The organism is Bradyrhizobium sp. 153, assembly GCF_023073835.1.
Taxonomy (GTDB): Bacteria; Pseudomonadota; Alphaproteobacteria; order Rhizobiales; family Xanthobacteraceae; genus Bradyrhizobium.
Window position 1 is genome coordinate 1 of sequence record NZ_JADPKH010000158.1, and the last position, 24026, is coordinate 24026.

Sequence of the window (24026 nt, forward strand, 5' to 3'; positions counted from 1 at the left end):
CGGTGGGCGACATCATCTCGGAATGGGTGGGCGACTTCAAATCGGAAAGGTGGGCGAGATCATCTCGGAATGCTGGGCGACATCGAGCGGAATCCGCATGCTGGTGGCTACGATGAACCAGAAATCCTTCATGGGCAAAACCCGTCAATTTTGTCTCACATGCTCAGCGAGCCCGGATCAACCACAGCCCTGATCAGTCTTCAATTCCTGGCTGCGTACAAGCCGGATCGGCCAGACAGAAAAAGATATCGCAGATACCATTCAACGGGTCCTCCTCGCATTGAGGGTACGCCGTGTCGGCTACCTGCACCTTGGCGTCGGCCGGTTGTGCGGCAACCCCACCGACGAAAGTGGGAACCGCCGTTGCAAGCGCCACGACGCTCGCAGTTACAAAAGCCAATTTTTTCATTCGAGAGTCGCTCCCTTAGATTGGCCCCAGCCGCCCTCAACGTGTCTTATGTGCGACCCCACGAGCTGTAAAATGCATACTTTTGATGGAATGCATATACAGTATGGATGACTATCGCGCGGAGCACCCCGGCGGCTGGCTACAGCCGATCCTGCAACCTCTACCGGGGTGGAGCGAGATGATCTCGCCGAGTGCGCCAGGCGCATGGACCTGGAGAGAAGCTGTTCTTCGGCTTCGCGGGCACAAGGTGCCGGTGTTCGAGGCCCGGACCCGGCCCGCAGCGGCTGGCCCGTGTCTTCGTCGCCTGCTGGAGCATCCAACCGCACGTTTGCCACGGCGCGCTGGTCGCAAGCGCTGCGCTGACTGGATTGCGATGCACGTCAATGCTTGGCGGGCGATCGGCGGCGGGCCGACGGGGATCGGACGCTCTGAGATCCGGCGTGATCGCCATCTGTCGCTATGAGCTCGCCAACCTAACGAGGAGCTGGCCAAGATCACGCCACCTTTATCCTGCCTATGCGTCCGCGCAAGCCGCGCGATAAGGCGAAGGTGAAAGGTGGCGGTGCAAATGATCCCGCGGTTTTACTGGCAGCCTGCGGAACTTGACAGACTCGCCGACCTCAAAGCCAAGGTGATGCGCAAGCTGGCGTGAGCCGTAACGAGCCGTTCGCTCACAGATCGCCACGTCAGGCTTAAAACCCTGCAGCTAGAGCATTATCACAACCATCCGATGACGATTCGCCGCTTCTCGTCATCCGACCAGCACCGCCGCAACGAGTCTCGATCACCTCAAGCGGTTCGAGGTGAGTACTGCGCTTACGGCTCTCCGAGGCGTATCAACCGAGCTAAGCCCTGCAGTTCGAGAAGCCGAGGTCGATGATCCAAACGCTCTCGCGAATAGATATCGAGAGCTGGCTCGCCGGACGTCGTGGGCAGGCTAAAGGCGACCGTCCTGAAGCCTAGAGAAGAACCTGACTCATTCAAGGGAGCAATTTCCTCGTTCACCGCAGTTTCAGGTTATAGTTCGCATGGTGACAGCCAATCGTCGCTACGCCAGGGGCGGCCAGTTCCCATTTACGGAGCCCACCAGGTCCCCACGTCCGTCCGTAAAGCCGACTTCGACGGCTTGATGAAGAATGAGATGCATCCCGCATTGTCCTTGTGGAGCCACTGATACTGTCGCGGGAGGCGAGGACTGCATCGTTCACGTAAGAGAACAGCTCCCTGTCACCTTGGGCCTGACGTAAGCAGACATGTTCTTTACGCGCCCGCCGGGGCAGGCTCAAGGAAGTCCACTTCGCTGCCGAGCAGCCCGTAGCGCGCCACCGGCTGGAACCAAGAGTGGAATAAGTAGCGCCGAAGTGGCAATATGAGGATGTGAACAGTTCTCTCGCCAGGAGAGCTGGGTGCCGTCACCCTGATGGTAAAAGGTTCGAGTACCCTCTTGCGTCCGTCTCAACGCCACCGTTCGCTACTACTACAATCGATGGTGTGGTCGCCGCGGTGACTTTGCAGGGTGTCCTTGCTGATCGCATAATCCTTGTACCGCCTGGCAAGGGCTGCCGGATCGGGATTGGTCCAGACATGGTATCGCTCAAGACGAGCGACCTTGTAGCCGTGGCAAAGCAAATATTGGAGGTCTCAAACGAGACCAGCGCACCTGCATCCGGGATGCTGGCGGTTCTTCGTCGGCGTGCAAAAGGCCAGCTTACCTCCAGATCGTTCACTGCAAGCGTCTGCCAGGCTAATCTGGCGATGCTGCTCGGTATCGACACTCTATCCATATCTGCTGCGCGGCATGGAGATCACGCGCCCGAACCAGGTCTGGGCGATGGACATCAACTATATCCCGATGGCGCCGGGGTTCGTGTACCTGGCTGTTGTTCTCGACTGGGCGACCCGTCGGGTGCTGTCGTGGCGCGTCTCGATCACGATGGAAGCCGCATTCGAGACGCTGGAGGATGCTCTCGCTCGCCACGGCAAGCCGGACATCTTCAACACCGACCAGGGCTCGCAGTTCACCGGCGCGGCGTTCACCCGGCGTGCTCGCCAGTCACGGCATCGCCATCAGCATGGATGGCCGGGGCGCCTGGCGCGACAACGTGTTCGTCGAGCGGCTGTGGCGCAGCGTCAAATATGAGGAGGTCTATCTGCGCGCCTACGACACCGTGTCCGACGCCCGCGCCTCGATCGGCCGACACCTCGACTTTTACAATGGCCAGCGTCCTCACTCGAGCCTTGACGGCGGCACCCCGGATCAAGCTTACTTCAACCCGCTGCCGTTCCGCGCGGCAGCTTAATTTTGGCGGAAGCTCCACTTATCGACGCGGAATTGCTGTTCAGACAACCGGGACCACCCTAAGCATTGTTCCTGTTTCTACTTCGCGCTACGTGGAAACAAGAACTGTGGAAATTCCGAGTGACGGCCAATGCGCACTTACAGCGAAGCCCCGTACTGCAATGGCGCGCGAGCATTCCGCCCTGAGACTCGATCCTACCGGAGAGATCTTGAAGGCGGAACATCTCGGCCCAGACTCGCAGAAGGGCGGCGCCCGCCATGCGCTTAAGCAGAAGCTGGAAAGTGCCTATGGCCGTCGGCTAGTCGCCGGCGAACCGGGATTTGGACTTAACTGCAACCCGGCGCGCGCGCTGGACCGGCTCCTGGCACTCGCTGCAGGCGCCGAGATATGCATCAAGCTGTCGGGGGCGGACGCGTCCCACATGGCTGGGCCAAGTGGCTGCGGATCGGTTGCTGGCAGAGCTCTGGCCGGGACAGCTGCTCTGGGCGTCGGAATGGCCGCATGTGACAGCCGCTCTCGCTTCCCCGCCATCCTATGCACACGCTTGGACTGGTTCGAGAAGCTCCCGGGCGAGGACGCGAGAGCACGAATGCTTGGTGAGACCCCGCTGCGCTCTACGGGTTCTACAACCAGGTCCTGAATACGGAAGCACCGGACGCGCCGTGATCCCCTGTACAAGACCGCCAATGCTCAGCGCACTCGAGATAGTTGCTATCAGCGCACTTTCGAACCTTAATCAGAGGTGCGTGCCCCTCACCAGGCGATGCTTCTGAATTTCTTTCGCTCACATGTAAGGAACTCGCTCAAAAACAAGGCGATGATTCCGCTCGTTCCACTTTGGCCGGTCGTACGCGGGTTGATCAACGGCCCAGCGGCTGCAGCCGGAACGGCGCTTCGCCTGCGACACCGCCGGGTTATAACTTGTATCCAAAAATACCGATCAACTGTTGGTAGATCGACTATTTCTTGTTCCGGGAAAAACACCGACTGGGGGTAATATGCTACGAGGAAATCAACGATTTATCTTATTTTTTGACCTTGCGATGGTGCCTCACCCGTCCGATGCGCCGGCACTACCTTTGGCCGAGTTCATTCCGTATCTGAAAAAACAGCAGGTTAATGAACTTTGCTTTCAGGTGATCGACAACGAACGGCGCGTCATCAGACTTTCGAGCCTCAAGGAGATCAAGCTCTCGAATGGCGCGCCGGCGATCGCGTTGTCGTTTTGCCTTGGCGATCGGGACAAGGCTGATCCGGGCTTCACGAATTTCAAAACCGGAAAAGTCAGGATCCCAAGGCGCGCCGATGACGAAGCCGGGGCCTTTCCGTTCATGCGGTCATCTCGCTGAGGCCGACGCAAAAAGGCGGTCACTTGTATCGCATGGTCTACGAAGATGTCTCGGGCTTTGGCCCTTCCTTGATCCAAGGATTCTTGCGAGCTGAGCTCAAGACAATCTCTGAGGATCAAGGGCTCACATTCAGGCGTGAGGGGTCCAAGGAACCATTGAAGACACGTCCGATGGTGGAGTTGAGCGGACACGCGTCGGATCGTTTGAAGGACTCCATCAAGGGAGGCCGCTTGCTGCACGTCGAGCTGATCAACTACCGCGATAAAGAACCTGGGCTTCGACGAATCCAAGTTCATCAGGTCCGTGCGGCGCGACCTGAGCCTATCGATCGGCAAGGGACTGCCGCAAGGCGAAGCGCCGAAGTTCATCGAGAAATTGAAGGAATATGCACGCAAAAACGATTATGAAGCGATGCGCGTTCGATGGAAGGAGCCGCAAGCAAGCAAGCAAGGCTCACAGCGACAAAGTCGACACCGCCAGGGCGGATGCTGGAGAGGCCTTGTTCGTCAAATCTGCTGAGGTAACATCGCGACAGGCTCTGCCGGACATCTCCGACACCATAAGCTACGAGCTGATCTCGAAGATCAAAGACTTCGTAGGGTAGAAAACCATGTGGCGGATCCTCGTCCCTCTCCAATAGCTGAGGATAGCTCACCCCGAGAAGTGGAAGTTCGACTTCGGCTTACCAATCGTTCTCGCGACGATCTTCGCTCTCCCTGTTATCTCATCCGAATTCGTGAGGGATGCTCTGGGCTCCCTGGACATCATTGGCAAGCTGAGCAACTTCTTGGGCGTGCTGACGGGGTTCTTCATCGCCGCGCTCGCCGCGGTAGCGACTTTCGGCAAGCAGGAGATGGATGACCCAATGCCTGGCGAACCGCCTGTTCGGCTTGAGCACACGATAAACACGGAGACGTATTACGAGAATCTTAGTCGTCGTCGCTTTCTGTCGTTCTTGTTCGGTTACATGGCATTCCTGACGCTGGTACTGTACGTCGTTGGGTACGTCTATCTCATCACCGACAAATATTGGCTCTCCGAAGCGGCGCCGAGTTGGCGTCCGACCGTCTCCGGGTTTTCTGGTGCGTCTACGTGTTCGCCTTGGCGAACCTGCTATCGAACACGCTCCTTGGCCTTTTCTATCTGACCGATCGAATTCATCGATCGAACCCGGTCGCTCGATGGGGCCCGTCCGATGATAGCCCGCGGAGCTGAATTGCTGCCCGTCTTGTAGGTTCGTGGGCAGGAGATCGACGAGGGCGTGAGTGGGGCGGCGATCAGGGGGGCTCGCCCCTGCCGTGGTCGTCGGGCAGCTTCAATCAACGCTTTCCAAACCCGGGGCCAGGTCATTTCGGCCGCCTCGTCTCATCCAGGTCGACGCGCTGCTCAGCCGATTTGTCGCCACATACAGAAGAAATGGCACGAAGGGTTATCGTCGCTCACGGATGGCGACTTGCCCACCGACTTAGCCCACATCGGCGACACGATGCCAAAGCCCGGGCGGCTTAAATCTGCCCCGTAGAGCGGTGCCGCGCGGTCGCGCAAGGTTGGATCCAGCTTGCGCCAAAGTAATATTCAGTCGACGAGCGCGCCAATCTCAACCCTTGGGCTCGCCTCGATGCTTCCTGGGTGATGTCTGTCAGGCTGAGGGCACCTACTTCTATCTTGTAAGTTCTCGTTCAGATAGCATCACCGTGCCGATGATATTCTCTCTCTGGAGTTGAGCGATTTCGTCATCGGAGAGCCGGAGAAGGTCCGACAAGATCTCTCTATTGTGCTGTCCGAGGGTCGGCGCCGGTGTGCCGATGGCGTACGGCATTGTACCCTCCCGAATCGGAATCGAGGCCTGCGGATGCGGGCCGATGAACGGGCGGTCCACTTCTTGCAGAAATGCACGTGACTTGAGCTGGCGATCCTCGAGCAGGTCAATCGGCAGCCGGGCCACGCCGGCAGCGATCTTCGCGCCTTGCAATTTGGACATGGCCTCGTCCGCATCGCGCGCCAACGTCCAGGCCGAGATGCCTGCCTCGATCACATCCTCAATTGCCCGGCGAGCTTCCGCAGATCTGAGGGATGGGCTTTCCGCCCAGTCGGGTCGACCGACAAGCATCGCGAGCCTGTACCACATGTCGGTATCAGTCGCCGTTACCACGATCCAGTCGTCCTCGCCTGCACAGCGGAAGCAGCCATGCGGCACGAACTGAGGATGTCGATTTCCGTACTTTGTTGACCGCAAACCATCGATCGACTGCACTGTGATCCAAGGCGCGGCGAAAGGCATCATGCACTCGACCTGCGCCAGGTCGATGAACTGTCCTTGTCCGGTCTTCCGAGCGTGGCTCAAAGCAACCAGAACTGCAGCGCAACCGTTCGAGCCGCCGACAGGATCCCCAAAAGCGGTATGGCTCATCACCGGAGGCCCGTCGGGATTTCCGACCACACTCGGCAATCCCGACCCTTGCTCAAGGGTCGAGCCGTAGGCGCGAAGGTCGCGATAAATGCTATCCGCACCAAGAGCTGACATCGACATCATCACGAGCCGCGGGTTGAGCGCTCTTAGCAGCCCAAGCCCGAGCTTCGGCAGCACATCGACCGAATAGTTGCTGACGACAATATCCGCCTCGACCACTAGCCGTTTGGCAATGGCCAGCCCCGCTGGGCGGGTCAAGTCCAGCGTGATACCGCGCTTATTGCGGATCATGCTGCAGAAGCGCGCAGTCTTTTCGTAAGCGGGCCTTCGGTCGACACCGCGCCACCAATCGGGATACTGAATGGCCTCGATCTTGATAACGTCCGCGCCGAGATCAGCCAGCGTCCGCGTACACAATGGGCCGGCCCAGCCCATCGAGAAGTCGATGACGCGGACTCCCTGTAACGGCCGCCGGCTGCTATCCACGCGGGCGGGCGACACCGATGATGCATTTCCGCTTAATGGCCCTCGCGCGATCGCGAACTCCTGCTGCTCGCCCGGAGCCGGAACCCTTCCGCCGCGCCGGGGTGGCGTGAGGGTCAATCCTTGCAAGGATCCCGTCGTGAGCCCCTGTCTACTCCAAGCAGGACAGGAACGAGCGCGCCGCGCGCCCTCTTCTCGGTATCCTGGAGCAACTCGGTTATCGTGGGCACCGGTACTATCGGAATTTTCCGTTTCAGCCCCTCCGCGAACCAATGCTGTGCTGTCTGCGCCTTCAGCCTCGGCATGAACTCCCGCTCGATCCGTTCCACATGCTTCAGACGTTCTTCGCCGAGAAGCAGGGCCGGATCATCGCGCAAGTCACACAACCCGAGCACATCACAAAACTCTCTCCACTGCGCCGGCGTCGCCGTGGTGACGCCAACCCATCCCTCTTTGGTTTCGTAAATGCCAATAGGAAAGACAGGCCAAAAACGATTGATTCCGATCCGGCGGATCACCTCACCGCATCTCATCGCCTCGAACATGAGAAACTCGGTGATAGCCAGGTTGGACTCGAAGATGCTGAGCGAGCACGAACGCCCTGGGCGCTCTTCGGTCGGCCCGATCGCCGAAGAGATCGCGGCAATAAATCCCCATAGTCCGGCCAGAATGCCGGTCTGGAAATCCGGCGCGTGCAGCGGCGGTCCCTCCACTGGTCCGATCAGCTTGATGAGGCCGGCCAGCGCGCGAACGGTCGAATCCACTGCGGCAAATCCCGCATAGGGGCCCTCGGCACCGAACCAACTCGCTTGCACGTAGATCATCTTGGGACGCCGCTTGCGGATCACATCGACATCGATCGACGGGCACTCCGCGGGAGTCGATATCCCGGCTATCGAGCAGAATATCACAATCGTCGACCAGCGCTGTGAGCCGCATCCTCGCGTTCGGGTCGCTCGAATCGATGATGATGCTTGACTTGTTGAAGCTCAGGAATGCGAACCACGCGCTCTGGTCACCGGGCGTCAGGGGTGCGCATCGGCGGAGCGGATCGCCCGATGGCGGCTCGACCTTCTGAACATCGGCGCCGCAATCCGCAAACAAGCGCGCGCAATAGCTGGTTGCGGGCGAGCTACCGATCTCCACGATCCGCATATGCGACAACACTTCCATAAGAAGCTCCGATCTTCCGGTGTGTCAGTTTTTTCCGACCGTCGCAATCGCCGTCATGCGACGCAGCACCAATTAGCTCTGCTGGTAAGAGCCAGCAGGGGCTCTCGTTGCCGATGTAACGGCCGGGCGCGGAGGTTAGTGACCTCGCGAAGCAGAATGCTCGGACCACGATCCTGGAGCCAAACGAGCGCTGCGTCGAATTGCGCCTTCTCCGATGGTCGCATCGCACCTTACGCGGGTCGCGATCTAGAGCCAGTCGAGTACGGTGGGCACTATCTTGTTGAACATGCCGGCACCGAACCAGTTGGTCATCGAGGGGGAGTGAGCGTACATATCAGTCCGGGATGTGTATTCTTCCTCGCCACGTCCCCATGCGGATGACAGCACTCTCGTATCGCTGGCAATGACAACTCGTCCTCCCTGCCCGCTCGAGATGATCTGCACGCTTCCGGGGCCCACCACCGGATCTGCGTCTCAAGCGAGTGCCGGTGCCGGAGGCGGCGTAGCCATTGTGTTCGGTCTCTTCTCCAAGATGCAGTCGCACAGCCGCTCTATATCGGGAACCTCATGATCGGCGGTAACGCAAATCCGAATGCCCGCGCTTCCTTGCGCGACGGTCGGAAAGAACGTCACTGAAGTATAAAAGCCGGCGTCGAGGAGTTCTCTTGCAGCCGCGACGGCCGTCGTCTCCTGTCCAATGGCGATCATTCTGATCGGCAGTGAACTGCCTTGCTCGACGGTCGCGACACGGCGGTCAAACACCTCGATCCGCTGCGCCAATCGCCTCTGCCGCTCACCGAGCTCTGGCGAGCGGTGAATCTTGCACGAGCCGAGCGCCGCGCCGACGGCGGCCAGATTGGGGGCCACCGAAAACGCGTAGGGGATGGAATAACGTCGAAAAAGAGCTTCCTGTTCCGGCGTTCCGAGCATCAACATTCCGCCCGATGCGCCGAATCCCTTGGCCAGCGAGGCCGCGATGATGGTGCGATCACCCAGTGCTTGCGGAAACTGCGAGCGAGCGAATCCTTCGCCTTGGCGTCCGAACAGCGATATGCCATGAGCATCGTCGATATAGAGGAATAGCCCGTAACGCTCCTGGAGTTGGAGCAATTCATGAATGGGCGCATTGCCTCCCATCGAATACACGCCGTCGCATACATAGGCGACCACCGGATGTTCACGGCACAAGCGATCGAGAGATTCGATGTCGTTGTGCGCGATCGTTTCCACCCGCGTTTCGTCAGCGACGATGGGCTTGTGATAGGCGAGCGATATGTGCGCGCTGCGATCGAAGACGACGACCGGTTTCCTTCCGCCCGTCAATTGGCCAGACGCGAGGATGGGCATAGCGCCTAGATTCGCGAGCATGACCGTGGAAAAGGCGAGCACGCGGGCGCCGAACATCTCCGACAAGCTCGTCTCAAGCTCGACCAAAAGGTCGAAATTGAGCCGCGTTCGCGCGCATGACCAGTGCACCGACCGATGCGCCTCGATCGCCTCGATCGCGCCAGCGACGATCACCGGATGATTATCCAAGCCCAGATAGGAGCATCGCACGAAATCGACTATCTCCGGACGACTATCGAGTGGGCCCGCACCCAACATGAAGCTACGTCCGATCGTGGAACGTGCCGGCACGCACATCACGCCGGCCGCGTGGGCCGCATCGAAATGGGGCCTGCTCTCGTTGATCATGTAGGGTGTATTACGAAAGCGTCCGGTCGGGGCACAATCGGACGCGGCGATCCGCTGCATTTCATTCTCCATTTGATCGGGCAATAATGCGGGTGCCGCCGCCCAACAAGGCGCAAGACGGCGCGGTCGAGGCATCGAGCCAAGCTGGACCTCGTACGGATCTCGCGGCAATCGATTGCGTTTGACCAGATAAACCACGGGTCGAGCTTGCGCAGCTACCAGATGAGATGGGAGTCACTTATCTCGACCGTCGGGTGATCGGGGTCGGTCGCGGCGGTCAAGCGCATTCCAACGCGCTTGCGTGAAGGAATTGACGCGAATGCGCCCGGCGCAGAACGCCAGCCATGGCGCGAACGTGCTATCCCTTCGACCGTCACGCGCTACTCAGGCGCCCGCGCGCGAGATCCCAAATGGTCGAGCGCGTCTTGATCAAACGGCGCCGGATCGTCCGCACCTCATCCAGGCGAACATCCGAATTGAGCATATAAGGCGCAGAACAAACTAGCGAGCCACGGTTCGCAAGCCGTCGAACAGCCGAGGCTTCGCGCCGCCGCACTCGCGTGCAAAGCGCCCGCGCCGCCAACGGCGACCAGCTCGAAAGGTCGAAGATCGAAGCCGCGATCTGCGCTTACATGCTCGACCGCATGACGCAAGCTCTGGTCCATCAGCCCGAGCATGCCAACGGCAGCAGCCTCCGGGTCTTCGAATGGGAGCATCAGGTCTCTGGTCCGTGCCGACGAACGGGCATCTTAAACTCTCGTTCACAAACCTACGAAAATAGAGCGTTGACCACAGAGGGCCTCGTTAGCACACGGCAGGGTCGGCAGCAGTTCCAATACCGCCGGAGACCGGTACGGAGCTGATCTGCCGTCAATTGGCCTATCGAAGTTGTCCCCGTCGGGACGAGGATCGTCAGTGTCAAGGCTTTTGGACGCACGACGGCTGCAGGACCTGAGCCTAAACCGGCTTTGTCTGTCTGATACGAGGTGATTGCTTTGAAGGGGAAAGCAGGAGAACCATCACATGGTTTGGACAAATCAGGTAGCCCTGATCACGGGCGCCTCGCGGAGCATCGGAAGGGAAATCGCGCTTTTGCTGGCTAGGCGGGGTGCAGCCATATGTGTGAACTATGCAGAACGCACGGATGCCGCGGAGCAAGTTGCCAATGAAATTGAGGCTGCTGGTGGCCGGGCCATGACTGCGGGAGCAGACGTGGCGAATTTTGCATCCGTTGAGGCGATGGTTGAACAAGCGACGGCGCGGCTTGGTCCGGTAACTATCCTCGTCAATAACGCTGGCGTGCTGTACCAAGCCACGCTTGAAACGCTTAACCACAAGCAGTTCGATCGGATGCGTCGCATCAACGTGGATGGCATCATTCACACAACGCGCGCCGTAATGGCGGGGATGCGAACACGGCGCTATGGTCGGATTATCAACCTGACCTCAATTGCTGCAATCGGAGCCACCCTGCCCGGAAACGCATTTTACGCTGCAACCAAAGCAGAGGCGGCGATCCTGACGCGGCGCTTTGCGATGGAATTGGGATCGGAAGGAGTTACCGTGAACGTTGTCGCACCCGGCTTTATTCGGACCGACATGACACAACAAAGACGTCACGGCCTAGAATGGCTTTTTATCGAGATGCATGTCCGGGAGCGCACGATAATGGGGCGTATCGGGGAACCTGGAGAAGTTGCGAATGCTGTCGTGTTTCTGGCGGCCCCAGAGACGGCATGGATTACAGCTCAGACGCTTGTGGTAGATGGTGGACGAATGGATTATCTCGCCTACAGCTAATCGCGACCGTCGCAGCGGTTACGCGGCAACAAGTGGACAACTTGGTCCCATACCTCAGTGTCGTCATCTGCTTCAATGGCGTCGAGAAGGTCCTGAACGCTAGTGTTCCGTGTCAGCCGGAAGTTCACGGCCTAGATTTCGCACCAGCCGAGTGATGGCAAGCCTGGGAGCCGCGGGGCCCGGGGCATTCCTTCTCGACCCCTTCGCCATCTGCGTTCGCGCGGCGCGTTGCCGACGACCTTTCGCGCTACGCAACTGCAGACCCGGGCGGCCAAGTAAGAAATTGAGCCGCGATCAAGAGTCGAAGCGAAGTCACTATTTTATAGAGAGAAACTCTTCTCGTTGAATGCCGTGATCGCAGACTCCAGATTGGAGCGTAGTTGAGATCATGAGACTCCCCAAACTGGTAGGATGCCTCCCTTCCCTCCTACTGTATTCTTCCCTTGTCGGTCTAAACCGGTTCGCGACTTCTACCATGGTAGTTTACAGCTGACCGCGCGTGAGGAAAGTTAGGTTTCGAAAGTTGAGAGATCGTGACGGCTCTCTGAACGCCTTATACGCGACGTTCCAAGGCGCGCTATCTCGACAGTCATCGGACATCACCCTCCGCGCGAATGCCCGTACGGTTCACGTATGGCAAGAGCATCACCAAGCGGCGTCGGCTCAGTTCCCGATGACCGCCTTTCTCAGTGGAACATCCCATGCCCGTGGCACTAGTGGTAGCTGCAAGAGACTACTTGAGGGACTTACGGAGAGCACTCAATCAATTCGAAATTCATCTTCTTACCGCCGAGTTCGAGCGCAGCCTGTCCTTGGCTGCCGAACATCAGCCGGACATCATCCTCGTCGCATCCCCTCCAATTGGAGAAGCTGTGAAGGCCTGTCAGCGCCTCCTCGAGAATCCCTCGACGACGAGTATTCCAATTTTCCTTAACTCCTTGGGCGACAACACAGTCCATAACATCTCTTCTATTTTTCTTAACGCTCCTGCTCAAGCGACAACCAGCGGGTTCGCATATTGGCAAAGCCCCCCTGGCAACAAGGGAGGCGTTACCGTTGACGACACTGGGAATGGGAATGGCAACGATAAGCGTAGGCAACTACTGAGCATCCTTCAGATGCTTCGCAATGCCGAAATCGAAGTATCAAGACTGAATCTCGAAACATCGGGTTTGCTTTTGGGGGCGACGATCGCCGATATCTCGCAACGACTGAAGTAATGCTGGACACAACGTGCTGAACCGATCCCGACTCGCTAGTTACACTAGCGTGGTTTGACCCAAAGGTTGCGATTCCGGCGAACCATTGCAAAGTGCTGCGGCTATCTGGCCAGCCAACAACATTCAAGTAGCGCCGGCCGTGCCGTCTGTTTCCGCAACAACTGGAACAGCTACGGTCGTCTTAATAGCGTTGAGGTACACATGAACGGGATAAACAAAGATAACAGCCAGGACGCGTGCGCAGCAAATCAGGTTCAGGCTACGGCAAAAGATCTTTACGATATTGGAGAAGTACCGCCTTTGGGTCATGTACCGAAGCGCATGTATGCCTGGGTCATACGCAGGGAGCGGCACGGGAATCCAGAGATTGCAATGCAAGAGGAGGTGGTTGATACCCCATGGATAGGGCCAGAGGACACCCTGGTGATGATCATGGCGACGGGGATAGGCTACAACTCCATTTTAGCTTCTCTTGGAAAGCCGGTCTCTCCTTTGGACATGCACGGGCGTTCCTATCACATCTGCGGAGGAGAAGCTGCGGGAATTGTTTGGGCTGTGGGAAATCGCGTAAAGAAATGGAAGGTGGGCGATGAAGTCGTGATCCACTCGCATCAGGACGACGGCGATGATATCGAGTGTAATGGCGGCGACCCCATGTTCTCGCCTTCTCAGAGAATTTGGGGTTATGAAACTCCTGATGGATCATTTGCACAATTCGCACCGGTCCAAGTGGGGCAGCTAATACCCCGGCCAAAGCATCTGAACTGGGAGGAGAGCGCCTGCTATGCAGGCACCCTGGCGCCCGCATATAGGATGTTGTTTGGCCACCCCCCACACGTGGTCCGACCAGGTCAAAACGTTTTGGTCTGGGGAGCGGCTGGCGGGCTTGGCTCGATGGCAGTTCAACTCGTGACCGTCGCGGGGGCGAACGCGATTGGTATTGTATCCGATGAGTCGAAGCGCGACTATGTGAGGTCACTCGGAGCCAAAGGCGTGATAAACCGCAAGGAGTTTGACTGTTGGGGCCGACTTCCCGATGTGAATGAGATCGCATACAACAACCACATGAAGGAGGTGCGCCGATTTGGCAGAGCTGTTTGGGAGATCACCGGCAAGGGCAACGACGTCGACCTTGTCTTCGAGCATCCAGGAGAAGCGACATTTCCAGTCAGCTGCTACGTCGTGAAACGAGGCGGAATGGTCGTCTTCTGTGGGGGGACGTCCGCTTACAATCTTACGGTGGATGCGCGCTTCGTCTGGATGCGACAAAAACGAATCCAGGGCAGCCACTTCGCAAATCCATACCAAATATGGGAAGCGAATCGCCTTGTTGCCGAGCGGCGCATTGATCCATGTCTATCCGAGTCCTTCACATGGGCCGAACTCCAGATGCACACGTGAAGATGTGGAGAAATCAACACCGTCCTGGAAATATGGCCGTTTGTGTTCAAGCGAATGCGGCGCGGTCTACTATGTAAGCTTTCAGACAAAGGTCGCTGATTTCAATATGAATTCGCGCCGGTTTCATGCCGAGAAGCTGCTCTTTCCAGAAGAGATGAGCCTTACGGCCACAACGGCACAAGACTCCCACTGTGCTCAAAGCTGGGGCGCCACCGTCCTTCAATCTTTGGCTGACCACAACGTTCATGTTTAAGCCGAGCGCACTCGTTACCTGGCGTTGGCACGCTCTTGCAGTTTGCCTACTAGGGTCTCTCAAGCAGCTGTATGGTATCTGATCCGTATGTTATCCGTACCGAAAATGGGGCCTGCCTACCATCGTCACCCTGCGAGCGACGCGTGCGCCGCTCCGAGCCGTCGCACTCCTCGCCTCCCACAAGCTCGCGGTTGCCGCGTTCGGCTCTGTTGGCGATACCGCTTCGTCCGAGCCGAGCTGGTGGTTCGCACCGGATGGCTCCACGGCCCGGTCATTGAAGCTTCCGTTTCTCAGCCGATGCAGTTCTCTCGCGATTGGCCACGAGAAACAATTATCGCAAAGGCGACGGTCATTGTGTACGGCTTCTGACAGCGTTCGGGCGCTGTTGGATCTAAAATGCGGGCGGACAGACAGATAATTCGCTCGAACGGCGTTGGCACAATCGTTGCTATTGGAAAGCAGCGACAGTGACCGGAGCTCAAGTGTATTCAAACCTGAAGATCTACCGACGCTCTCCCGGTTTAAACCTACGTCTGTTCGAGAGAAGAACAGGGTCTAGCATTGACGACAAGTGCGATCTCATTCACCGGTCGGCTCTGATACTCCGGCTGCAAAGCGCATTCCTGCCGTACAGGATGCCGTCTAAAGAGCTAATTCGGTGGTGTTCTCTGTCGTCCAGCGCGACAACACGCAAGCCGATGTCGATGCCCCTGCAGGGTCGGCGTGCGGCTCGCGCTGGCGCGAACTCCGTGCGACAGCGGACCTGGCGCCATTGCTCATCTGCGTTTTTCGAGCATTGCCTTCATTCCGGAGAATGTCATGAGAGAGGCATATATCTATGACCACGTTCGGACCCCGCGAGGCCGCGGGAAGATGGACGGCGGCTTGCACGAAGTCACCGCGCTGCGGCTCGCCACTGTGCCGCTGGTGGAGCTGAAGAAGCGCAACCAACTGCCCAAAAGCTCGATTGATGATGTCATTCTCGGCGTGTTGATGCAGTCGGCGAAGCAGGCGGGGACATCGCGCGCTTCGCCGCGCTGAAGGCGGGGTTAGGCGATGCAGCACCCGGTGTGCAGATCAATCGCTTCTGCGCCTCCGGCCTTGATGCCGTCAATTTCGCGGCCGCCCAGATCATGAGTGGTCAGCATGAACTCGTGATCGGCGGTGGCGCCGAATCGATGAGCCGCGTCGGTATCGGCGTCTCAGGGGCTGCGTTGGCGATGGATCCCTCGATTGCAGTGCCCGCCTTCTTCATGCCACAGGGCGTAGCAGCCGATTTAATCGCGACCAAATACGGCTTCTCGCGCGACGACGTTGACACATACGCCGTGCAGAGCCAGCAGCGCGCCGCCAAGGCCTGGGACCAGGGTCGCTTCAATAATTCGGTGGTGCCGGTCAAGGACGTCAACGGCCTTACTAATCCTGGCCAAGGATGAGCACATGCGCCCGACCACGACAACCGAGTCGTTGGCGCGGCTCAAACCCTCCTTTGTCGAACTCGCACAGATAGGCGGATTCGAAGCTGTCGCCATCCAGTCTCATCCGGAGCTGGAGCGCATCAATCATGTCCACCATGCAGGCAATTCATCCGGCATCGTAGACGGTGCAGGCGCTGTGCTACTCGGCAGCGAGGACGCGGGCGCGAAGTACGGCTTGAAGGCGCGCGCAAAGATTCGCGCCTTCGCCAATATCGGTTCAGAGCCGGCGATGATGCTCACCGGACCTGTCGATGTGACCAAGAAGCTGTTCGAGCGCGCCCGCATGAAGAAGTCGGACGTCGACCTATTCGAGATCAACGAGGCGTTCGCTTCCGTCGTGCTGCGCTACATCCAGGCATTCGAGATCGACAGCGATAAGATAAACGTCAATGGCGGGGCCATCGCGCTAGGCCATCCGCTAGGGGCCACAGGTGCGATGATTCTCGGCACAGTTCTCGACGAACTCGAGCGCAGCAACACGGCAACCGCGCTTGTGACGCTGTGCATCGGCGGCGGTATGGGCACAGCCACCATCATCGAGCGGGTGTGATGCCGTGGGGCGCGTCAGCCGAAGGAGCGCCCCCAACCATGCCACGGCAGTTTTCGCTAAATCACAGCGCGATTCAAAGGCAACAGCCGCGCCTTGTCGGCAACCGGCTCGAGGGAGCAACACATGGCCTTCAAGAATTTCAAAGTTGAAGTCGAGACCGGCGGCATCGCGCTGGTCACCTGGACATTCCGGGCCGTTCGATGAACGTGCTCGACGAGACCACAGCGGTGGAGCTAGAGGGTATCGTGAAAGGAGACCTCGGCTGATGACGATGTAAAAGGGGTCGTCATCACCTCAACCAAGAAAGCGTTCTCCGCCGGCGCCGATCTTGCGATGCTTGAGCGCATGAGCCGCACCTATGCGCAATGCGCCAAGGAGAACGGCGAGCTTGCAGCAAACCAGATGCTGTTCGATCGGAGTCGCCGCTTCTCCCTTATTCTCCGTGCCATCGAGACCTCGGGCAAGCCGTGGGTTGCGGCCATCAATGGGCCCGCGCTCGGTGGTGGTTTCGAGTTGGCGCTCTGCTGCCATTATCGCATCGCCGCTGACGATTCGAAGACGCGGCTGGGTCTGCCCGAGATCAAGGTCGGCCTTTTCCCTGGGGGCGGCGGTACCCAGCGTGTGCCTCGGATAGTCGGGCTGCAGGACGCGATGCAGATCCTGCTAAAGGGCGAGGCGATGGATGTGGCACGCGCCAAAGCGTTGAGGCTGATCGATGCCATCGTCCCCTCGACCGATCTTATCAAGGCGGCCAAAGACTGGATCAGCGGCGGTGGGAAGGCAGTGGCCCCCTGGGACGAAAAGGAATTCAGGCTGCCCGGGGGACGCGTCTTCTCCAAAGCTGACATGCTCCTATTTCCGACCCTGAACGGCATCTATCGCCGAGATACCTACGACAATTATCCGGCGGCGCGCGCGGTGATGAGCTGCGTGTATGAGGGCCTGCAGCTGCCGATGGATGCAGCACTGCGCGTCGAGTCGCGCTACTTCGAGCAAATCCTGCGCTCGAAGGAAGCGCAGGCGATGATCCGCAGCCTATTTCTGTCAAAGCACGAATTGAACAAGGGCACACGCCGCCCACAAAGCGTGCCGCCGACAAAGGTGAGGAAGCTCGCCGTGATCGGGGCTGGCTTTGTGGGCGCAAGCATCGGTTTCGTCTCGGCTCGCGCCGGCGTTGAAGTGGTTCTCATCACCCGCCACCAGGAGAGCGCGGACAACGCAAAGGCCCACACCAAGGCCGTGTTCGATGACCTCATCAAGAAGGGCAACGCCAATAAAAGCGATCGCGACGCGACCCTTGCGCGCATGGTCGCCACTGTTGACTACGCGGCGATCAACGATTGCGACCTCGTCATCGAGTCGGTGTTCGAGGATCGCAAGGTGAAGTTCGATACCTATGCCAAGGCGCAGCCGTTCATGAAAGAAGGGGCGATCTTTGCCTCGAATACATCGACGCTGCCGATCAGTTCGCTGGCACAAGAGTTCACCGATCCGACCAAATTCATTGGCATTCATTTCTTCTCGCCAGTCGAGAAGATGATGCTGGTCGAAGTCATCCTCGGCAAGAACACGGGCGAGGTTGCGCTGGCGACCGCTTTCGATTACGTCCGACAGATCGGAAAGACACCGATTGTCGTCAACGATTCCCGCGGCTTCTTCGCTAACCGATGCGTGGCTCGCTTTATCTCCGAAGGCAACGAGATGTTTTTGGAAGGCGTGCCGCCGGCGATGATTGAAAATTGCGCGAAGATGGCGGGCATGCCGGTTGGCCCCCTCGCATTGTCTGATGAAACGGCGCTTGATCTCCGCTTGAGGATCATGAAGGCGACCGAAGCCGATCTCGGTTCTCACGCGATGGACCAAGCTGACAAGGCACTAATGATCGAACTGGTCGAGAAGCACGGCCGTTTCGGCCGCAAGAATCGCAAGGGCTTTTACGATTATCCCGAGAAGGGCAAGGGAAAAAAGAGCCTATGGCCGGGCCTTGGCGACCTGCAGCCGAAGCATCTTGACCCCGACATGCTTGACGTCGAGGAGCTGAAGCAGCGCTTCTCAGTGATGCAGGCCGTGGAGGCAGCACGCACCGTGGAGGACAATATCATTATTGACCCCCGCGAAGCCGATGTCGGCTCGATTCTCGGTTTTGGCTTTGCGCCGTTTACCGGCGGAGCCCTGTCATATATCGACTTTATGGGCACGAAGAAGTTCGTCGAGCTCTGCCAGAAGCTCGTGGCCAAATGTGGCCCGCGCTTTACTCCGCCGAGCCTCTTGGAAGAAATGGCGAAGAACGGCCAAACCTTCAGCCAGCAAGATCTTCTCGGAGATGTTCGCTGAACGCCGAATGGCCAGGAAAACGAAAGGATGTTGTACCCCCCGACGGCTGGGCTGGAATCGACATCGCGGGTCACGATACGTGCCGCTACGCTTCCCTTCGCGCCGTCCATCCCCCGAGAAGGGTACGGCGGCACCATGGCGGCCGACGACGTAGTCCGCTTGCTCGCCTCCAAAGGAGGCCATTACACTGGCTCGGTTAAGATGATACGAGCCCTCCGGGTCGATCAGCCACGCTTTTGCTGGGGGCCGAACTTTGGACCACCCGGAACTACCCACACTCGCATCATTCGGATGGCAGCGGTAAAGGTACGCAGATCTTTGACGTTCGAATGAGTAACTGTGACAACACACGAGGCGCAGTTCGGTGGCGACGCGGCGCTCCCTGTTGCGCAAGACGGCTCAAAAAGCAATGGCCGCGTCGAGAGCCTAAACTAGATTTGACGTTGCCCACAACCTCGCACTGTCCTGACCGTGCCGTTGCCACTCAATTGCTCAATGAATGCCATCCGGTTCGGGGCCTATGTCGAATAGGTGTGGGCGCGGACGCTTGAGCGCGACGACAAAGTCGTGATGGACGATCCTCCGCCGCACAACGGCGCAACCATCGACTCCGTCACGCAAGAACTCGGCACAGATCGCTCTGCTGCCGCCCTATTCCCCTGCTTTCAACCCGATACAAGAAGTGTCTTCGCCAAGTTTCAAATCGCTTCTCCGCAAAGCCGCTGCCCGGCAAGTCGAAGCGCTCGAAGAGTCCGCTACGGAGGCCTTCCACCCTTTACCCCAAACGAATGTTCCACTCACTTCCTCACCGCAGTACGGTTCAGACTGAACGGAATCTGCTCTAGCTGCTCCGATTTGGCGCGATGCAGTGTCCGAGAGCGAAAGCTCTCATCTCAGTAATTACTGCTGCGTCGAGAACAGTCGTGCCGACTGTCGGATTTGCAACATTCCATCGCCCTACAAGACGTCTACTTGAGCAAATAGCCTTCATCAGAACGAGTTCTTCGAGTTGGCATGAGCTTTGAACGGAGATGTTGTCCAGCTTCGCCGTCAAGGAGGGGCAGTGGATAGCTTACAGGAAGCTCGCTTCTCAGTTCAAGCGGGCGCCGCCTGCGAATGCGACCGCCACGACGCCGCTATTTCCATTCACCGCCATCACGAATCCAGGGCGGGGAAGAGGATCCAACCACATGATTTCCTTGACCAAGATAGCCAGAGCAAAACGAGTATTCGCCCCACGTTACTCGCTGGCGAGATGGATGGCTGGCCATCACTTCGCTGTCGAATTCCGTGAAACCGCAAAGCTCGCACTACCGATAGTGCTGACGCAGGTTGGCCAGATCGCGATGATGACAACCGATCTTGCGTTCATCGGCCGAACGGGCGCCGAGGTGCTCGCCGCGGCAGCGCTGGCTAGCAGGGTCTATATCGTTAGCTTCACGGTCGGTGCGGGCTTGCTGGCGGCGATCGCAGCGTTGGCGGCCCCGGCGTTTGGGGCGGATAATCTGAGCGTGGTACGGCGATCACTTCGCATGGGGCTTTGGGCGGCGCTGCTGCTCTCCCTCCCGATCATTGCGTTTGCGCTGCGCGTGGAGCAAATACTTGTCGCTCTTGGTCAGACGCTAGACACGGCGCGGCTCGCCCAGCGATATTTGTTTGGGCTCGCCTGGGGCGTGGCACCGGCGCTATGGTTTCAGGCTATCCGTAACTTCATGGGCGCGGTAAACCGACCGGAGCCTATCTTATGGATCACGCTCGCGGCTATCCCCGTCAATGCCTTGCTGGTATACCTGCTGATCTATGGGAAGCTTGGCCTGCCCCGGCTGGAGCTGTTTGGTGCGGGTCTTGCTACCAGCCTAGTGAATTGTGGGACGTTTTTCACCGCTTTGTGGTTCGCCACGATGCGCCGCCCGTTTCGTGACTACCACGTGCTTGCACGTCTCTGGCGCTTCGATTGGCACTTAATGCTGCAGTTGATCGCCATCGGGGCGCCGATCTCAATCCTCTCCTTGATCGGGGGAGGAATATTCTCGGCCGCGGCGCTTTTGGCAGGCCTGATCAGCACCAGCGCACTTGCCGCCCATCAGATCGCGTTTCACGTCGCCGCGATCCTGTCTATGATCTCTCTCGGCGTCAGCATGGCGGCAGCAGTGCGCGTTGGCCATTCGGTCGGCCGAAACGACGTTCCCGGCATCAAGCGAGCAGGTCTGGTCGCAATGCTGCTCGGCATCGTGATCGCCGCGACGCTGACGATCGCAGTGATCACCGAGCGTGTTGCGATCGCCCAGTTGTTCTTGGACGAATCGGCCGACAATACCGACGTGACGATCGAACTAGCAACAAAGCTCCTTTTGGTCGGCGCGAGCTTCTTTATCACTGATGCCGCACAGAGCATCGCGGCGGGCAGCCTGCGCGGACTGCAGGACACGAGGGTGCCGCTTCTGTTCGCTGGTGTGGCTCATTGGCTGATCGGGTTCTCGATTAGCTACGTACTTAGTTCGAAGACTGGACTTGGCGCCATTGGTATCTGGATTGGCTTGTCAATCGGAACGGCCATTTACGCGGGTCTTCTGGTCTTGCGTTTCCAGCTGCTGGCCAATAGTTTGCTTTTCAGAGCTGGCGCGGGCACAGGTGAGGATCATGGTCGGGCTGACCGTTGGCCTTGACAAACAAAGGTCCCCTTTTTCGTGGAATTGCGCCTTCTTGCGGTAATTCTTTTCAACACCTATGAACGCTTCCGCAAAATAACGCCCCAGTGGCGTGGTTGTCTCAAGTGCGGGTAACGGCTCTTCCGTTCCTCCCTGCGCCCCTGCCATCTGTCCTGTTATCGGGCGTCAGCCGAGAACCGCTCAAGCTAATTCAAGTCGCAAGGCTTCGACAGGATAGCTTTTTTGGTTTTCTGGTCGCCCGTTAACAAACAAATTGTTTGCGACTGACGTTGTGAAACGTGCCGTAGAGCGATCAGGATGAAGCGCAAATTGCCCCTCAGCCATGCGAGTACGCGGCGAAAGTTGTGGGAGGGCGGAGAGGACGAGTTGGCGTATAGCCGGGGCGGCCCTTGAGAGAGCAGTGACCAAGATGGCCTTCCGGCCTTCAGGTGGCCGGCGGCATGGCGGATTCGGCGTCGAGCTCGCGCTTGGTGGCGCCGATGACGCCGCGCGTCTGGCCTGAGATAAAGACACGGCGTGGACTTGCGCGTCACGGCTACGGTACCCTTGTCGGGTAGGCTCGCTCGATCGCACATCCGGTCGGTGGTCGGCGGCATCGATGACATAGCGCAGGGTGTGACTGTCGTAAGGGCCGTTCGGCAGCGCCTTGGCGTGCGGTGATCTGACGCCGGTAACGCTGGACCATTTTTGGCTAGAGTTTTTCGTGCCCAGTCCCTGGCTGGAAGGAGCGAACGACGATGAAGGCCTTGAGGTTTTGGACGCCCAGAAGGCGTTCATCTCGAGCTGGGCAAGGACGGGTCGCGGTGGCAGAGATCTGCCGAAGGCCGAAATTAGCCAGGCAACCTGTTTGAACTGGAAGAAGAAGTACGAGGGGCTGCTGCCGACCGAGGTGCGACGGAGGAGAACGGCACGCCGAAGATGCCGGTCGCCGACCTACCGGTCGACAAGGAGGTGCTGCAGGACGTGATTCGCCGAAAGCTATGAAGCCAGACCGGAAGCGCAAGCGGGTCGACGAAGTCTGTGGCAAGCGGCGGGTCTCGATCCGGAGGGCCTGTGACGCTCTTGAGTTTGACCACTCGACCCAATCACTACAAGTCCCGTCGCCTGCCTCGAACGAGATCGAGGAGATCTGTCATGTCCGCGTTCGCTACGGCTATCGTCGTGTTCACGTACAGCTCCTCGAAGGTCGGCGCCATGGTCAGAACAAGACACGGCGCGTCTACCGTCTACCGTGAGTTGGGCCTGCAATTGCACCACCAAACGTCCCAGCGCCGCGTCAAAGGTAAGCCTCCGGTGGGGCTTTCGATTACCCACATCTCGTGCGTTGGATTTGCGTCGGTTGAATCGCCTGTGATTCTGTTTGTGACGCCGATTCGCGAAGGCGTCACAGATGAGCGGAGACACGGGAGCCGGTGCTGCAGGCTGGCATGACGACGAAGTCGTTTCGGCAGGGCTTCCGGAAAAGCGATTGGCGCGCCGATTTGGCCGCCTGCTTGATCAGATGTCGGCGGCACCTGGCCAACCGGTCCCGGCCGCGTGCGGCGACTGGGCGGCGACGAAGGCGGCCTACCGCTTCTTCGATAATCCGCGCGTTACCGAGCATGGGATGCTGGCCGGCCATTTTGCCGAGACCGCCATGCGCTGCGCGGCGAGCGAAGGACCAATCCTCATTCTGCAGGATACCACCGAGTTCATCTACAGCCGCGCGCAGCCGGGTAAGATCGGCTTCACCAAGACCATCAACGCCGGACGTTACAAGCCGGGCCAGCCCAACGTGGTGACTTTGTGCGGGGTGCTGATGCATTCGAGCCTGGCCGTAACCCTCGGCGGCACGCCGCTCGGGCTGACGGCAGCGAAGTTCTGGACACGCACGAAGTTCAAGGGGACCTGGACGCTCAAGCGGCATGTGAACCCACGCCTCTTGCGCAAGACCCTCGCCACCTACTTGCTCCAGATTGCCATGCTGGGCGGCTATCTCGCGCGCAACCACGATCCGCCGCCAGGAAACATGGTGGTGTGGCGAGGCCTAACACGCCTCAACGACATCGCCTTCGGCTTCTCAGTAAGCCTCCGATGATGGCCGCCTTCCCGGATAGCGCTTGAGGGTGACATCATTTGCTCATTAATTCGCAAACAAATGAGCAAACGTGACGACGGTTACGGTTCACTCGAGAAGTTCGGCCAGCATCAGCCCTTGAATCGGCAGAGCGAGCGCTACGCCCGGGAGGGCATCGATCTGAGCCTGTCGACACTGGCTGACCAGGTCGGCGCCTGTGCGGCGGCCCTGCAGCCGCTTTATCGACTGATCGAGCGTCACGTCCTCTCCGCCGAGCGACTGCATGGCGATGACACCACGGTGCCGATCCTGGCCAAGGGCCAGACGGTCAAGGGACATATCTGGAACTATCTATGGACGGTCCCCGCTTTGCAAGGCCATTTGCTTTGTTCCGGCTAGCGATCGTTTGCAGCTATCTATCCGGCTTTATGGCGATGCTACGAGCC

Annotated in this window: 11 protein-coding genes and 6 pseudogenes; 12 read left to right on the plus strand and 5 right to left on the minus strand. The window is 58.8% G+C overall.

The genetic code is table 11. The features are described from left to right. Positions 1 to 193, plus strand: a 193-nt coding sequence (locus tag IVA91_RS36110) for a hypothetical protein (protein ID WP_247460767.1), incomplete at its 5' end; no start/stop codon positions are given. On the opposite strand, the gene IVA91_RS36115 is transcribed toward IVA91_RS36110, so the two are convergent. After that, positions 194 to 409 (minus strand): hypothetical protein, encoded by a 216-nt coding sequence (locus tag IVA91_RS36115; protein ID WP_247460769.1) that lies wholly within the window; start codon positions 407 to 409, stop codon positions 194 to 196. It lies immediately after the preceding gene. A gap of 1777 nt (positions 410 to 2186) precedes the next feature. Here IVA91_RS36115 and IVA91_RS36120 point away from each other — a divergent pair. The 3 genes and pseudogenes from IVA91_RS36120 to IVA91_RS36130 all read left to right on the plus strand — a co-directional run. Further along, a pseudogene (locus tag IVA91_RS36120) lies at positions 2187 to 2709 on the plus strand (IS3 family transposase); the annotation flags it as partial. 947 nt (positions 2710 to 3656) lie between these two features. Further along, on the plus strand, positions 3657 to 4058 hold the full coding sequence (locus tag IVA91_RS36125; protein ID WP_247460771.1) for a hypothetical protein: 402 nt from the start codon (positions 3657 to 3659) through the stop codon (positions 4056 to 4058). Positions 4059 to 4845: 787 nt separating this feature from the next. Beyond that, positions 4846 to 5205: a hypothetical protein gene (locus IVA91_RS36130; RefSeq protein ID WP_247460772.1), complete on the plus strand. Its 360-nt coding sequence runs from the start codon at positions 4846 to 4848 to the stop codon at positions 5203 to 5205. A 513-nt stretch (positions 5206 to 5718) separates the two neighbouring features. On the opposite strand, the gene IVA91_RS36135 is transcribed toward IVA91_RS36130, so the two are convergent. The 4 genes and pseudogenes from IVA91_RS36135 to IVA91_RS36145 all read right to left on the minus strand — a co-directional run bounded on the left by IVA91_RS36135 (position 5719) and on the right by IVA91_RS36145 (position 9879). After that, positions 5719 to 7080 (minus strand): CoA transferase, encoded by a 1362-nt coding sequence (locus tag IVA91_RS36135; protein ID WP_247460774.1) that lies wholly within the window; start codon positions 7078 to 7080, stop codon positions 5719 to 5721. Beyond that, on the minus strand, positions 7068 to 7775 hold the full coding sequence (locus tag IVA91_RS36140) for a CoA transferase (protein ID WP_253075421.1): 708 nt from the start codon (positions 7773 to 7775) through the stop codon (positions 7068 to 7070). Before IVA91_RS36140 ends, IVA91_RS36135 begins: the two co-directional genes overlap by 13 nt. A 73-nt stretch (positions 7776 to 7848) precedes the next feature. Beyond that, a pseudogene (locus tag IVA91_RS36725) lies at positions 7849 to 8124 on the minus strand (CoA transferase); the annotation flags it as partial. Positions 8125 to 8598: 474 nt separating this feature from the next. Then, on the minus strand, positions 8599 to 9879 hold the full coding sequence (locus tag IVA91_RS36145) for an aminotransferase class I/II-fold pyridoxal phosphate-dependent enzyme (protein WP_247460776.1): 1281 nt from the start codon (positions 9877 to 9879) through the stop codon (positions 8599 to 8601). A 963-nt stretch (positions 9880 to 10842) separates the two neighbouring features. On the opposite strand from IVA91_RS36145, the gene IVA91_RS36150 reads away from it, so the two are divergent. From IVA91_RS36150 to IVA91_RS36190, 8 genes and pseudogenes are all read left to right on the plus strand, one after another. Then, entirely contained in the window at positions 10843 to 11619 is a 777-nt protein-coding gene (locus tag IVA91_RS36150; RefSeq protein WP_247460778.1) for an SDR family oxidoreductase, read from the plus strand. A 701-nt stretch (positions 11620 to 12320) separates the two neighbouring features. After that, the gene (locus IVA91_RS36155; protein WP_247460780.1) at positions 12321 to 12839 is read left to right on the plus strand and encodes a hypothetical protein; all 519 of its coding nucleotides are present in this window, start codon (positions 12321 to 12323) and stop codon (positions 12837 to 12839) included. 201 nt (positions 12840 to 13040) lie between these two features. Then, positions 13041 to 14317, plus strand: a pseudogene (ccrA, locus tag IVA91_RS36160) (crotonyl-CoA carboxylase/reductase). Positions 14318 to 15312: 995 nt separating this feature from the next. Further along, positions 15313 to 16521, plus strand: a pseudogene (locus tag IVA91_RS36165) (acetyl-CoA C-acetyltransferase). A 123-nt stretch (positions 16522 to 16644) separates the two neighbouring features. Continuing rightward, positions 16645 to 18855, plus strand: a pseudogene (locus tag IVA91_RS36170) (3-hydroxyacyl-CoA dehydrogenase NAD-binding domain-containing protein). A 1259-nt stretch (positions 18856 to 20114) separates the two neighbouring features. Then, complete coding sequence (locus IVA91_RS36180; protein WP_247460783.1) at positions 20115 to 21521, plus strand: MATE family efflux transporter; 1407 nt, start codon at positions 20115 to 20117, stop codon at positions 21519 to 21521. A gap of 1393 nt (positions 21522 to 22914) precedes the next feature. After that, complete coding sequence (locus tag IVA91_RS36185) at positions 22915 to 23601, plus strand: transposase DNA-binding-containing protein (RefSeq protein WP_247460782.1); 687 nt, start codon at positions 22915 to 22917, stop codon at positions 23599 to 23601. 93 nt (positions 23602 to 23694) lie between these two features. Continuing rightward, positions 23695 to 23934: pseudogene (locus IVA91_RS36190) on the plus strand (transposase); the annotation flags it as partial. Positions 23935 to 24026 lie beyond the last annotated feature (92 nt).

What these genes read in the sequence shown, in the direction of transcription:
- IVA91_RS36150 (WP_247460778.1), top strand. Translation starts at nt 10,843, where the DNA reads ATGGTTTGGACAAATCAGGTAGCCCTGATCACGGGCGCCTCGCGGAGC.
- IVA91_RS36145 (WP_247460776.1), bottom strand. Translation starts at nt 9,879, where the DNA reads ATGCAGCGGATCGCCGCGTCCGATTGTGCCCCGACCGGACGCTTTCGT.
- IVA91_RS36115 (WP_247460769.1), bottom strand. Translation starts at nt 409, where the DNA reads ATGAAAAAATTGGCTTTTGTAACTGCGAGCGTCGTGGCGCTTGCAACG.
- IVA91_RS36180 (WP_247460783.1), top strand. Translation starts at nt 20,115, where the DNA reads ATGGCTGGCCATCACTTCGCTGTCGAATTCCGTGAAACCGCAAAGCTC.
- IVA91_RS36140 (WP_253075421.1), bottom strand. Translation starts at nt 7,775, where the DNA reads ATGATCTACGTGCAAGCGAGTTGGTTCGGTGCCGAGGGCCCCTATGCG.
- IVA91_RS36155 (WP_247460780.1), top strand. Translation starts at nt 12,321, where the DNA reads ATGCCCGTGGCACTAGTGGTAGCTGCAAGAGACTACTTGAGGGACTTA.
- IVA91_RS36185 (WP_247460782.1), top strand. Translation starts at nt 22,915, where the DNA reads ATGAGCGGAGACACGGGAGCCGGTGCTGCAGGCTGGCATGACGACGAA.